We start from the raw sequence: 12658 nt of genomic DNA, 5'->3' as shown, positions 1-12658 counted from the left end.
CGGGCGTCGCCAACCACTTCTTCTTCCTGCTCGCCGAGGGCAGCGGCGCCAGGACCATCAACGGGGTCAGCTACAACAGCCCCACCTACAACGGCGCCGCGATCACCGGCATCGGCCGCGCCAAGGCGCTGCAGGTCTGGTACCGCGCACTGTCCGTCTACATGACCTCCACCACGAACTACAAGGCCGCCCGCACGGCGACCCTGAACGCGGCGAAGGACCTGTACGGCTCCGGCTCCACCGAGTACAACACGGTCGCCGCCGCCTGGACCGCGGTCAACGTCAGCTGACGCACCGCCGCCACCGGACGCGGCAGCCGGGCCCCGCACAGGGGGCCCGGCTGCTGTCGCGTGTGCGCCGGGGGCGTCAGGCCGTGGCGGCCGCGCCGCCCGGGAGCTCGCCGCGCTCCTCGCGGGCGAGCATCCGCTCGGCGAAGAAGCCGCCGGTCGGCAGCACGGAGAGCACGAAGAGCAGGATGCCGCGCCTGGCGTCCCAGCGCTGCTGCTGCCAGGCCAGCGCGAGGAAGACCACGTAGAGCACGAACAGGCCGCCGTGCACCGCGCCCATCACCGGCACCGCGTTGAACTCGGTGGTCCGCTTGAGCACCGAGCAGACCAGCAGGAGCAGGAAGGAGGCGCCTTCCGGCCCGGAGACGAGGCGGAGGCGGTGGACGGCGGGACTGGTCTTCACGGGGCACCTCGGGCGCGGTCGGCGGTGAGCTCGTGAACACGATCACAAGCCGCCGTCCATTATCACCGACCTCACACCCCGGCCGGTGCCGGGGTGGGGACGCCGTCGCCGCCGGGTCCTATCCTGCTGCGGCACGGCCCGACGACCGGGCCGGCGGACCACGGGGGAACGACGGCACATGCTCCGCATCGACTGGAACCGGCGCACCTGCTCGCGCAAGGGCCACATCACCTACGCCCCGGACGAGGCCAAACTCCGCGACCGGCTGCACGCGCGGACCTCGCTCGGCGACGCCTGGCGCTGCCTGCGCTGCGGCGACTTCGCCCTCGGCGAGCCGCACGGCGCCGGGCCGGCCGGGGACGCGCCGCTGGTGCCGCGCGGCCGGGCGCTGCGCGACCTGTTCATCCTGCGCTTCCTCGCCGTCGAGCGGGCGCTGCGCGGGCTGCTGATCCTGGTGGTGGCCTGGGGGGTGTGGAAGTTCTCCAACAGCCAGGACGCGGTGCGCCGGATCTTCGACGAGAACCTCTCGGTGTTCAAGCCGGTGACCGAGCACTTCCACTGGGACCTGGAGCACTCGCCGATCGTCGACACCATCCGGAGGACCTTCGAGTACAAGCACTCGACGCTGCTGGTCGTCGCCCTGGCGCTGATCCTCTACGCGGTGGTCGAGATCGTGGAGGCGGGCGGCCTGTGGGTGGGTGCCCGCTGGGCGGAGTACCTGACGGTGGTGGCGACCGCGGCCTTCCTCCCGCTGGAGGTGTACGAGCTGACCGAGCACGTCAGCGCGCTGAAGATCGGCACGCTGGTGCTGAACGTCCTCGCGGTGTTGTGGATCATGCTGTCGAAGCGGCTGTTCGGACTGCGCGGCGGCCTGGCGGCCTTCGAGGCGGAGCGGCACTCCGCCTCGCTGCTGGAGGTGGAGCAGGCCGCGGGCACGGCCCCGGGACGGCTGGCCGCCCCGGCCTGACGCACCGGGACGGACCGCGCCCCTGACGCGGCGTGATTTGTCCCGAGTCGGTACCAGAGGCCCGTGCCCCCTCCCGGGGGACGGGCCGGTGCCGCTACATTCGCCCGGTGGCACAGTTTCGACTTCAGGGTTCCAAGGTGCTCGCCGTCGACATGGCGGGCGACTCGGTCAAGGCCCGCAACGGCACCATGGTCGCCTACACAGGGCAGATGAACTTCAAGAAGATGTCCGGCGGCGGTGACGGCCTGCGCGGCATGGTCACGCGTCGGCTGACGGGTGAGCAGATGGAGGTCATGGAGGTGAAGGGGCAGGGCACCTGCTACTTCGCCGACCGGGCCACCGAGGTCAACCTGGTGCGGCTGAACGGCGAGACGCTCTACGTCGAGTCGGAGAACCTGCTCTGCACCGAGGCCTCGCTGAACACCGGCACGAGCTTCACCGGCCTGAACGGCATGGCGTCCGGCAACGGCCTCTTCACCACCAAGGTGGAGGGCCACGGCTGGGCGGCGCTCACGTCCAAGGGCCCGGCGATAATCCTGCGGGTCTCGCAGGGCATGCCGCTGCGGGTCGACCCGGGGGCGTACGTCGCGCACACCGGCAACCTCAACCGCAGCCTGAAGTCGGGCGCGGGCTGGACGACGATCATCGGCGAGGGCGGCGGCGAGGCCATGCAGGTGGAGTTCGCCGGCGAGGGCCTGGTGTACGTGCAGCCGTCCGAGAAGATGACCTTCGGGGGCGACGTCTGATGCCGTTCACCAAGATCAACAACAAGATGGTCGAGGCGAAGGTCATGCCCGGCCAGCGGGTCTTCAGCCAGCGCGGCTCGATGCTCGCCTACACCGGCGAGGTCAGCTTCACGCCCAACGCGATGGGCGGCCAGGGCGGCGTCATGTCGATGATCGGGCGCCGGGTGGCCAACGAGGACACCCCGCTGATGACCGTCGAGGGCCAGGGCAGCGTGATGTTCGGCCACGGCGGCCACAACATCCACGTGATCGACCTGACCGGCGACACCCTCTTCGTGGAGGCCGACCGGCTGCTCGCGTTCGACGGCACGCTGCAGCAGTCGACGATGTTCATGGGCCAGCAGGGCGGCGTGATGGGCATGGTCCGCGGCCAGGTGACCGGCCAGGGCCTGTTCACCACCAAGCTCGACGGCCACGGCTCGGTCGCCGTGATGGCGCACGGCGGCGTGTTCGAGCTGCCGATCGGCCCCGGCCAGCCGGTGCACGTCGACCCGCAGGCGTACGTCGCGCACCGCGGCCAGGTGACCAACAAGCTCTCCACCGCGCTGGGCTGGCGCGACATGGTCGGCCGCGGCTCGGGCGAGGCGTTCCAGCTGGAGCTGTCCGGCCACGGAGTGGTGTACGTGCAGGCGAGCGAGGAGAAGCTCTGATGTCCTACCCTCCGCAGCCGCCCTACGGGCAGCAGCCGTACGGCCAGCCCCAGCCCGGCCAGCCCTACCAGCAGCCCGGCTACCCGCCGCCCGGCCAGCCGTACCCGCCGCAGCAGCCGGGCTACCAGCAGGCGTACCAGCCGACCCAGGCCGGCCAGCCCTACCCGCCGCAGCAGCCGGGCCACCCGGCCCCGCCGCAGGGCGCGTACGGCGCTCCGCTGCCGCAGACGCCCGGCGGCGCGGGCCCGGTCGTGCACGACGCGACGAGCCTGCCGGTCAACGACAACGTCAACCCGTACGCCTTCTCGGTCGACCTCAACGGCGCGTACTACCTGCAGAAGGGCAAGATGATCGCCTACTACGGCGAGATGCGCTTCTCGGGCATCGGCCGCGGTGCGATCGACCAGCTGCTGGAGCGGAACTTCAACTCCCCGCTGCACGCCTCGGACTGGGTGGTCGCCGAGGGCCGCGGCAAGCTGCTGCTCGCCGACCGGGCCTTCGACCTGAACTCGTACGACCTGGAGAACGGCAACCTGACCGTCCGCTCCGGCAACCTGCTGGCGTTCGAGCCGACGCTGCAGCTGAAGCAGTCGATCATCCCGGGCTTCCTGACGCTGATCGGCACCGGCAAGTTCGTGGCGGCCTCCAACGGGCCGGTGCACTTCGTGGAGCCGCCCATCCGGGTGGACCCGCAGGCGCTGGTCGGCTGGGCGGACTGCCCGGCGCCGTGCCACCACTACGATCACGGGTACATGCACGGGCTGATCGGCGGCCTGCGGCACCTGACCGGGCTGGGCGGCGCCTCCGGCGAGGAGCACCAGTTCGAGTTCATCGGGGCCGGCCAGGTGCTCCTGCAGTCGACGGAGACGCTGATGGCGGAGCGCTCGGTGGGCGTGGTGCACGCCGAGGCCGGCGTGCCCGGCAGCGGCGTGCCGCACCAGCCGGGTGCGCACGGCGGACAGCAGCAGCTGCCGAACGTGAACATCCCCGGCCTGGGCAACCTCGGCGACCTGGGCCGGCGGTTCGGCCTCTGACGACGGACGCCGGGCCCGCCCGACACGGCGGGCCCGGCGGATTCGTAAACTTGTACAACATTTAACTAGCCGGGCTATGCTGGGGTCATGGACACGCACGTCACCGACGCCCCCGCCGCGTCCTCCCCGGCCACCGCGGAGGGGACACCCTGGCTCAGCACCCGCGAGCAGCAGTTCTGGCGCGCCCACCTCGAAGTGAGCAAGCTGCTGGAGTACCAGCTCAGCCGGGAGCTCCAGCCGCACAACCTGGCCATCAACGACTACGAGATCCTCGTCGTCCTCTCCGAGCAGCCCGAGCGCCGCATGCGGATGACCGACCTGGCCACCGCCACGCTGCAGTCCAAGAGCCGGCTCTCGCACCAGATCACCCGCATGGAGAGCGCCGGGCTGGTGCTGCGCCAGGAGTGTCCGGGCGACCGCCGCGGCCTGTTCGCCCACCTCACCGACGAGGGCTGGAACACCCTGCAGCGCGTCGCCCCGGACCACGTCCGCAGCGTCCGCTCCCACTTCATCGACCGCTTCAGCCCCGACCAGCTCGACGCGCTGTACGAGGCGCTGGCCCCGGTCGCCGAGCATCTGCGCGCCCTGCGCGGCCGGGCCTGAGCCGGCTGCCCGCAGGCTCCCGGACCGACCGCTCCGGGGCCGACCGCTCCGGGGCCGGTTCCCCCGTCGGCCGGGGCCGCGCGGCCGTCAGCCCGCGGTGAGGTCGGCGACGAGCTGGTCCGCGGCGCCGTAGGGGTCGAGCTCGCCGGCCACGACCCGCTCGGCCAGACCCGCGAGGTGGCGGTCGCCGTGCAGGTCGCCGATCCGTGCGCGCAGCGCGGCCAGCGCGATGGCCTCGATCTCGTCCGCGGCCCGGCGGCGGCGGCGCTCCGCCAGGGCGCCGGACTCCTCCAGCCAGGCGCGGTGCTTCTCCAGCGCCTCGACCAGCTCGTCGAGGCCCTCGCCGCGGGCGGCGACCGTCCTGACGACGGGCGGCCGCCAGGCGCCGGGCTCCCGCGCCTCGCCGAGGCCGAGCATGTGGTTGAGCTCGCGGGCGGTCGCGTCGGCGCCGTCCCGGTCCGCCTTGTTGACGACGAAGACGTCGCCGATCTCCAGGATGCCCGCCTTCGCCGCCTGGATTCCGTCGCCCATGCCGGGGGCGAGCAGCACCACCGTGGTGTCCGCCTGCGCGGCGACCTCCACCTCGGACTGCCCGACGCCGACGGTCTCCACGAGGATCACGTCGCAGCCGGCGCCGTCCAGCACGCGCAGCGCCTGCGGGGCCGTCCAGGAGAGCCCGCCGAGGTGGCCGCGGGTGGCCATCGAGCGGATGAACACCTCCGGGTCGGTGGCGTGGTCCTGCATCCGCACCCGGTCGCCGAGCAGCGCGCCGCCGGAGAACGGCGACGACGGGTCGACGGCGAGCACCCCGACCCGCTTGCCGAGCCGGCGGTAGGCGGAGACCAGCGCCGAGGTGGAGGTCGACTTGCCGACACCGGGCGAGCCGGTGAGGCCCACGGTCCAGGCGTGACCCGTGTACGGGGCCAGTGCGGCCATCGCCTCGCGCAGTTGCGGGGCGGCGTTCTCGACCAGCGAGATCAGCCGGGCCACGGCCCGCGGCCGGCCCGCACGGGCCTGCTCGACCAGGGTCGCCACATCGACCATCAGAAGTGCTCCTCGATCCGGAACGGGGGCGCACACGGCTCTGTGTGCGCCCCCGACGGTACGTCGACCGGTCAGCCCTGCGCGGGGACCCGGATGATCAGGGCGTCGCCCTGGCCGCCGCCGCCGCACAGCGCGGCCGCGCCGACACCGCCGCCGCGGCGCTGCAGCTCCAGCGCCAGGTGCAGCACCAGGCGGGCGCCGGACATGCCGATCGGGTGGCCCAGCGCGATGGCGCCGCCGTTGACGTTGACCTTCTCGTCGGTGACGCCGAGGTCCTTCATCGACTGGTGCGCGACCGCCGCGAACGCCTCGTTGATCTCGATCAGGTCGAGGTCGGCGACGGTCAGGCCCTCCTTGGCGAGGGCGTGGTCGATCGCGTTCGACGGCTGCGACTGCAGCGAGTTGTCGGGGCCGGCCACGTTGCCGTGGGCGCCGATCTCGGCGATCCAGCTCAAGCCCAGCTCCTCCGCCTTCGCCTTGCTCATCACGACCACGGCGGCGGCGCCGTCGGAGATCTGCGAGGCGGAACCGGCGGTGATGGTGCCGTCCTTGGTGAACGCCGGGCGCAGCCGGCCCAGGCCCTCGGCGGTGGTGTCGGCCCGGATGCCCTCGTCCTGGCTGAACAGCACCGGCTCGCCCTTGCGCTGCGGGATCGGCACCGGCACGATCTCGGCGTCGAAGACGCCGTTCTGCTGGGCCTTGGCGGCACGCTGGTGGGACTGCGCGGCGATGGCGTCCTGGACCTCGCGGCCGATGCCGAGCCGGGTGTTGTGCTTCTCGGTCGACTCGCCCATCGGGATGTTCTCGTAGGCGTCGGTGAGGCCGTCGTACGCCATCGCGTCGAGCATCTCGATCGCGCCGTACTTGAAGCCCTCGCGGGACTTCGGCAGCAGGTGCGGGGCGTTGGTCATGGACTCCTGGCCGCCGGCGACGACGACCTCGAACTCGCCCGCGCGGATCAGCTGGTCGGCGAGCGCGATGGCGTCCAGACCCGAGAGACAGACCTTGTTGACGGTCAGCGCGGGGACGTTCAGCGGGATGCCCGCCTTCACGGCTGCCTGGCGGGCCGGGATCTGGCCGGCGCCGGCCTGCAGCACCTGGCCCATGATCACGTACTGGACCTGGTCGCCGGTGATGCCCGCGCGCTCCAGTGCCGCCTTGATGGCGACACCGCCGAGCTCCGCGCCGGAGAAGCCCTTGAGCGAGCCCAGGAGGCGGCCCATCGGAGTGCGTGCACCCGCGACGATCACTGAAGTAGTCATGAGACGAGCCCCTTCGCGCGTCAGGCATGAGGGTGGAGGGATGCGGCTCAATGTACTGACCCGTAACCCGTGCGTCACCGCTGCGACGGTGTGATCAGCGGCACTGGCACTCCTGAGTCAACACCGTGTCAGCGCACCCGGGGTGAATATCCGCGCGCGCCGTCCCCGGTGCGCCGGGACGGGGCGCGGCGCCGGCGTGCCCGCCCGGTGTGAGCAGGCTCGCACCGGGCCCTGTGGCCAACCCTCCGCCCGATGCGCTGCACTGGTGCCGTTCCCCTCCCACCCTCACCCCGGAGGCCACCCGTGCTGACCCGTATCGACCACATCGGCATCGCCTGCTTCGACCTCGACCGCACGGTCGAGTTCTACCGGTCGACGTACGGCTTCGAGGTCTTCCACAGCGAGGTCAACGAGGAGCAGGGCGTCCGCGAGGCCATGCTCCGGATCAACGAGACCGGCGACGGCGGCGCCTCCTACCTCCAGCTGCTGGAGCCCACCCGCGAGGACTCGACGGTCGCCAAGTGGCTCGCCAAGAACGGCGAGGGCGTGCACCACATCGCCTTCGGCACCGCCGACGTCGACGCCGACGCCGCGGACATCCGCTCCAAGGGCGTCCGGGTGCTCTACGACGAGCCGCGCACCGGCTCGATGGGCTCGCGGATCACCTTCCTGCACCCCAAGGACTGCGGCGGCGTCCTCACCGAACTGGTCACCTCGGCGGCCGGCGCGCACTGAGCGGGATCCCGCGCCGGGCCCCGGCCCGGCGCGGCGCGGAGGGGGCCGTACCGCAAGCGGCCTCCTCGGCAACCCGTCGGTAACCTCGGAAAACCCCCACTCGGCCATTCCGCTGCAAGCTGCGCACACTACAATGCCCAGGTGCGCCAGAGCTCCGGACAGGATCCGGACCGACGGGCACCGCCGAGGCAGGAGCGGACGGGCAGGAACCCGGCCGGTCCACGCCGCAGGAGAGTCCATCGGCCGGGCACGACCGAACGGTCGCAGCCCGGATCTGTCACCATTCTCCACGAGGCAGGAGTTCGCCCAGGAGTCCACCCGGACGAGGGAACGCGGTACACCCGCGCGCCCCCGGCCGACGGCCTCCGACCGCGGCACGATCCGCGGCTGCAAGGACCAGCCGGTCCGGCCCCCGGCAACAGCATCACGGGGCGCCGGTAAGGCCCGGTCGAGGACGCGACCAGGAGATGGATGGGACCGCGGAGTGCGGGGCTACGACCGCTACGAGGTTGAGGATCACCTCTCCCAGTTCGAGGCCGAGATGGATCGGACTCGCAAGGAGCGGGACAAGACCGTCGAGCATGCCGAGGACCTCGCCTACCAGGTGGAGGTGCTCAGGGCCAAGCTGCACGAGGCCCGGCGGCAGCTCGCGCAGCCGCGCGCCTTCGACTCCGTCTCCGGCCAGGCCGAGCAGCTCCTGCGGACCGCGGAGATGCAGGCCGAGGCCCTGCGCGCCGACGCCGAACGCCAGCTGCGCGAGTCGCAGGCCGCCACCCAGCGGCTGATGGCCGAGGCCGCCGAGCGCACCGCCCGGCTGGAGGCCGAACTCGCCGCCCGCCGCCGCCACCTCGACGACGAACTCGCCGAACTGCGCCGCAGCGCCGAGCAGCACGTCCACGAGAACGTCAACTGGGCCGAGCAGACCCGCGCCGGCACCGAGCAGGAGGCCCAGCGCCTCCTCCAGGAGGCCCGCGCCGAGGCCGAGCGCATGATGGCCGCCGCCCGCGCCGAGGCCACCGCGCTCGCCGACCAGGCCCGTGCGCAGACCGCCGCCGACGTCGACGCCGCCCGCGGCGAGGCCCGGGCCGCCGCCGAAGCCGCCCTCCACCGCGCCCAGACCGACGCCGAACGCCTCCTGCGCGCCGCCTCCCAGCAGGCCCAGCAGGCCAGCGCCCAGGCCGAGGAGCTCCGCGGCACCGCCGCCAACGCGGCCCAGCAGCAGATCGCCCAGGCCCACGCCGCCGCCGAGGACCGCCTCGCCTCCGCCCAGGCCGAGATCGCCGGCCTCAAGCGCCAGGCCCTGCAGGACCAGGAGCGCGCCGAGGCCGCCCTCGCCCGCGCCCAGGCCGAGATAGAACGGCTCCGCGCCGAGGCCCACGCCGAGGCCGAGCGGTCCCGCCAGGAGGCCGCCGACCAGCTCGCCGCCGCCCGCGCCGCCGCCGAACGGCTCCACGCCGACGCCACCGCCACCGCCGAGCAGCGCGTCGCCGACGGCGAGGCCGCCAGCGAGCAGCGCTCCCTCACCGCCAAGGCCGAGATCGCCAAGATGGTGGCCGCCGCCACCCGCGAGGCCGACCTCATCAAGTCGTCCGCCGCCACCGCCAAGGCCGAGGCCGACGCCGCCCGGGCCGCCGCCTCCGAGGAGAGCGAGCGGCTGCGCGGCGCCGCCGAGTCCGTCGCCGCCGAACTGCGCGCCGACGCCGAGGCCGCCATCGCCGACCTGCGCGCCGAGGCCGAGGGCGCGGCCGCCGCGATCCGCGCCGAGGCCGAGGCCGCCGCCCAGGCGCTGCGCGCCGAGGCCGAGGAGCGCGGCCGCGCCGACGGGGCCAAGGACGCCGCCGTCCACCTCGCCAAGGCCGCCCGCCAGGCCGAGGAGGTGCTCTCCCGGGCCACCCGCGACGCCGGCACCACCCGCGAGGAGGCCGCCGCCGAGGCCGACCGGCTGCGCACCGTGGCCTCCGCCGAGGCCGAGCGCCTGCGCGAGCAGGCCATGGCCGCCGTCGAGGAGGCGCAGAACGCCGCCCTCGACGACGCCGCCTCCATCCGCGAGCAGATGGAGCGGATGCACGAGGACGCCGCCCGCCTGCGCGCCGAGGCCGAGGAGCTGCGCGCCCAGGCCGCCGCCGAGGCCGACCGGGTGCGCGGCGACGCCCGCCGCCAGGCCGTCGTCCAGATCGAGGAGTCCGCGAAGAGCGCCGAGGAGCTCCTCACCCGCGCCAAGGCCGACGCCGACGAGCTGCGGGCCGGTGCCACCGCCGAGACCGAACGGCTGCGCGCCGAGGCCAAGGAGCACGCCCTCGCGACCCAGGGCCGGGCCGAGCAGACCCTCGCCCGGGCCCGTACGGAGGCGCAGAAGCTCACCGCCACCGCACAGCAGCAGAGCCAGGAGGCGCTCGCCGCGGCCCGCGCCGCGGCCGCCGACAACCGCGCCGCCGCCGAACGCGAGACCGCGGAGCTGCGCCGCGAGGCCGCCGACCACGCCCAGCAGGTGCGCACGCAGGCCGCGGACGACGCCGCGTCCCTGCAGGCCCGCGCCGAGGAGGCCGCCGAGGCCGTCCGCGAGGCCGCCGCCACCGCCGCGCAGCAGCTGCGCGAGCGCTCCGAGGAGTCCGCGGAGGCGCTCCGCACGGAGGCCGAGGACGCCGCCGAGGCCGTCCGCACCGAGGCCGGTGCCCACGCGGAGACCGTCCGCACCGAGGCCGCCGAGGCCGCCGACGCGCTGCGCGCCGAGACCGACGCGTGGGTCGGCCGCGTCCGCACCGAGGCCGAGGCCGACGCCGCCGCCCTGCGGGAGGAGAGCCGCCGCGCCCGGGAGGCCGCCGCCGAGGGGCTGCGCCGCGAGCAGGAGGAGACGGCGGAGCAGCTGGCCGCCGCCCGCAGCGCCCGGGAGGCGGCGGAGCGGGAAGCCGCCGAGCTGACCGTGCGCACCGCCGCCGAGACCGCTGCCGTACGGCAGGCCGCCGGGACCGAGTCGGAGCAGTTGCGCTCCGAGGCGGCGAAGATCCTGGCCGGTGCGCGTGAGCAGGCCGGGACGCTCGCCACGGAGGCCGCCGAGGCGCTGGAACAGGCCCGCGCCGAGGCGGAGGAGACCGTCCGGCTGGCGTGCGAGCAGGCCGACGCGCTGGCCGCCGAGACCCTGGAGCAGGCCCGCACCGAGGCCGGGGACACGGTCGACCGGGCGCGCGAGCAGGCCGACGCCCTGGCCGCCGAGGCCGCCGAGACCCTGGAACAGGCCCGCACCGAGGCCGGGGACACGGTCGACCGGGCGCGTTCCGACGCGGCCGCGCTCACCACCGCGGCCGAGGACGAGGCCGCCGGGATCCGCCAGTCGGTGGCGGGGCTGCACGAGTCCGCCTCGCAGCAGATCGCCGAACTGCGGGCCACCGCCGAGCGTGAGAGCGCCGAACTGCGCGCCACCGCCGAACGCGAGACCGCCGAACTGCGCGCCACCGCCGAACGCGAGACCGCCGAACTGCGCGAGCGCACCGCCGCCGAACTGTCCGCCGAGCGCGACGCCGCCGCCGCGGAGGCCGAGCGGGTGCGCGAGGAGGCCCGGGCCTACGACGCCGCGCTGCGCGAGGAGGCCGGGGCGGAGCGCCGCACGGCCGCGGAGGCCGTGGAGCGGCAGCGCGCCGAGGCCGAGGCCGAGGCCCACCGGGTGGTCAGGGAGGCCGAGGAGCGCTCGGCCGCGTCGCTCCAGGAGGCGGAGGAGTTCTCGGCCGCCCTGCGGGCGGAGGCCGAGGAGTACGCACTGGCGACCCGGACGCTCGCGGAGGACTTCGACTCCTCGACCCGGCGCCGGGCCGAGACGTTCGAGATGGAGACCCGGGCCGCGGCCGAGACGTTCGACCGCACCACCCGGGAGCGGGCCACCTCGCTGCTGGAGAAGGCCTTCGGCGACGCCGAGCAGCTCGGCGAGGAGGCCCACACCACGGCGCTGGCGACGACCGCCGCCGCCGAGGAGCAGGCCGACGCGATGGTGGCGGCCGCCCGCAAGGAGGCCGACCGGCTCGTCGCGGCCGGCGAGGCCGCCGGCCAGGCCGAGGTGGAGCGGGCCCGCGCCGACGCGGACGCCCTGCTCTCCGAGGCCCGTCGCGACTCGACGGCGATCCGCGAGCGGGCCGAGGAGCTGCGCGAGCGCACCGACGCCGAGATCGAGGCGCTGCACGAGCGGGCCCGCAGCGAGAACGCGCAGGCCATGAAGTCGGCCGGCGAGCGGGTCGACACGCTGGTGACCGCGGCGCAGGAGCAGCTGACCGAGGCCGAGGACCAGGCGGTGGCGGCCGTCGCCGAGGCGGAGGAGCGGGCGGCGAAGCTCGTCGCGGCCGCCGAGGAGCGGGCCGCCGAACTCACCTCGGACGCCTCGGCGGAGGCCAGCAAGGTGCGCATCGCGGCCGTCCGCAAGGCGGAGGGCCTGCTCAAGGGTGCCGAGCAGAAGCTCGCGGACTCGGCCGACCGGGCGGAGACGCTGATCGCGAAGGCCGAGGCGAAGCTCCGCGACGCCGAGGAGGAGGCCGACGAGAAGATCGAGGCCGCCGCCGCGGAGGCGGAGAAGCGCCTGCAGCGGGCCGACGACTCGGCCGCGGAGCAGCTGCGGCTCGCCGAGGAGGAGGCCGAGCGCCTGCTGGGCGAGGCGAAGGCCGAGGCGAAGCGCGTCACCGACGAGGGCCGGCACGAGCTGGACGAGCTGGTGCGCCGCCGCAAGGACATCAACACCGAGATCTCCAGGGTGCAGGACGTGCTGTCCGCCCTGGAGGCCTTCGAGGCGCCGTCACCGGTGCAGCAGGCCAACGGGGGAAGTACGGCAAGGAAGGACGCGGCGCCCAGGGCAGGAGCAGGTGTGGGCGCCCAGCGGTCGGCGGGCAATCGTCCCGGGAGCCCGCCACCCGATTGAGCGGACATTGTCCGCGAAGCCTCGACATTTCGA

The 12658-nt window shown here is 74.2% G+C and carries 11 protein-coding genes; 8 read left to right on the top strand and 3 right to left on the bottom strand.

Annotated elements, in window-relative coordinates; genetic code table 11:
- Positions 1-290, top strand: a 290-nt coding sequence (locus tag SNE206_RS24825) for a M4 family metallopeptidase (RefSeq protein ID WP_407915705.1), incomplete at its 5' end; no start/stop codon positions are given.
- 76 nt (positions 291-366) lie between these two features.
- Here the strand turns inward: SNE206_RS24825 and SNE206_RS24820 are convergent.
- On the bottom strand, positions 367-690 hold the full coding sequence (locus tag SNE206_RS24820) for a DUF3817 domain-containing protein (protein ID WP_407915704.1): 324 nt from the start codon (positions 688-690) through the stop codon (positions 367-369).
- A gap of 178 nt (positions 691-868) precedes the next feature.
- Between SNE206_RS24820 and SNE206_RS24815 the strand changes: the two genes are divergently transcribed.
- The 5 genes from SNE206_RS24815 to SNE206_RS24795 all read left to right on the top strand — a co-directional run bounded on the left by SNE206_RS24815 (position 869) and on the right by SNE206_RS24795 (position 4690).
- Positions 869-1657 carry a DUF2127 domain-containing protein gene (locus tag SNE206_RS24815; protein ID WP_407915703.1) on the top strand — a complete coding sequence of 263 codons (789 nt, stop codon included), beginning with the start codon at positions 869-871 and terminating at the stop codon, positions 1655-1657.
- 107 nt (positions 1658-1764) lie between these two features.
- Positions 1765-2403, top strand: coding sequence for an AIM24 family protein (locus SNE206_RS24810; protein WP_405011536.1), 639 nt, complete (start codon positions 1765-1767; stop codon positions 2401-2403).
- Positions 2403-3053: an AIM24 family protein gene (locus SNE206_RS24805; protein ID WP_407915702.1), complete on the top strand. Its 651-nt coding sequence runs from the start codon at positions 2403-2405 to the stop codon at positions 3051-3053. Before SNE206_RS24810 ends, SNE206_RS24805 begins: the two co-directional genes overlap by 1 nt.
- A gap of 218 nt (positions 3054-3271) precedes the next feature.
- Complete coding sequence (locus SNE206_RS24800) at positions 3272-4087, top strand: AIM24 family protein (RefSeq protein WP_407915709.1); 816 nt, start codon at positions 3272-3274, stop codon at positions 4085-4087.
- 87 nt (positions 4088-4174) lie between these two features.
- Positions 4175-4690 carry a MarR family winged helix-turn-helix transcriptional regulator gene (locus SNE206_RS24795; RefSeq protein WP_407915701.1) on the top strand — a complete coding sequence of 172 codons (516 nt, stop codon included), beginning with the start codon at positions 4175-4177 and terminating at the stop codon, positions 4688-4690.
- An 87-nt stretch (positions 4691-4777) separates the two neighbouring features.
- On the opposite strand, the gene meaB is transcribed toward SNE206_RS24795, so the two are convergent.
- Together meaB and SNE206_RS24785 are read right to left on the bottom strand one after the other, a co-directional pair.
- On the bottom strand, positions 4778-5734 hold the full coding sequence (gene meaB, locus SNE206_RS24790) for a methylmalonyl Co-A mutase-associated GTPase MeaB (RefSeq protein WP_407915700.1): 957 nt from the start codon (positions 5732-5734) through the stop codon (positions 4778-4780).
- A 71-nt stretch (positions 5735-5805) separates the two neighbouring features.
- Positions 5806-6996 carry an acetyl-CoA C-acetyltransferase gene (locus tag SNE206_RS24785; RefSeq protein WP_407915699.1) on the bottom strand — a complete coding sequence of 397 codons (1191 nt, stop codon included), beginning with the start codon at positions 6994-6996 and terminating at the stop codon, positions 5806-5808.
- Between the two features lie 303 nt (positions 6997-7299).
- On the opposite strand from SNE206_RS24785, the gene mce reads away from it, so the two are divergent.
- On the top strand, positions 7300-7731 hold the full coding sequence (mce, locus tag SNE206_RS24780; RefSeq protein WP_405011541.1) for a methylmalonyl-CoA epimerase: 432 nt from the start codon (positions 7300-7302) through the stop codon (positions 7729-7731).
- A gap of 484 nt (positions 7732-8215) precedes the next feature.
- Positions 8216-12625 (top strand): hypothetical protein, encoded by a 4410-nt coding sequence (locus SNE206_RS24775; RefSeq protein ID WP_407915698.1) that lies wholly within the window; start codon positions 8216-8218, stop codon positions 12623-12625.
- Positions 12626-12658: the final 33 nt, after the last annotated feature.

The sequence above is a fragment of the Kitasatospora sp. NE20-6 genome (assembly GCF_045862635.1).
Note: the sequence above shows the minus strand (reverse complement) of the source record. Positions and strands in the feature narration are given on the sequence as shown.

Excerpts from the sequence above, each read along its gene's own strand:
- SNE206_RS24815 (WP_407915703.1), top strand. The coding sequence starts at position 869 with ATGCTCCGCATCGACTGGAACCGGCGCACCTGCTCGCGCAAGGGCCAC.
- SNE206_RS24785 (WP_407915699.1), bottom strand. The coding sequence starts at position 6,996 with ATGACTACTTCAGTGATCGTCGCGGGTGCACGCACTCCGATGGGCCGC.
- SNE206_RS24805 (WP_407915702.1), top strand. The coding sequence starts at position 2,403 with ATGCCGTTCACCAAGATCAACAACAAGATGGTCGAGGCGAAGGTCATG.
- SNE206_RS24795 (WP_407915701.1), top strand. The coding sequence starts at position 4,175 with ATGGACACGCACGTCACCGACGCCCCCGCCGCGTCCTCCCCGGCCACC.
- meaB (WP_407915700.1), bottom strand. The coding sequence starts at position 5,734 with ATGGTCGATGTGGCGACCCTGGTCGAGCAGGCCCGTGCGGGCCGGCCG.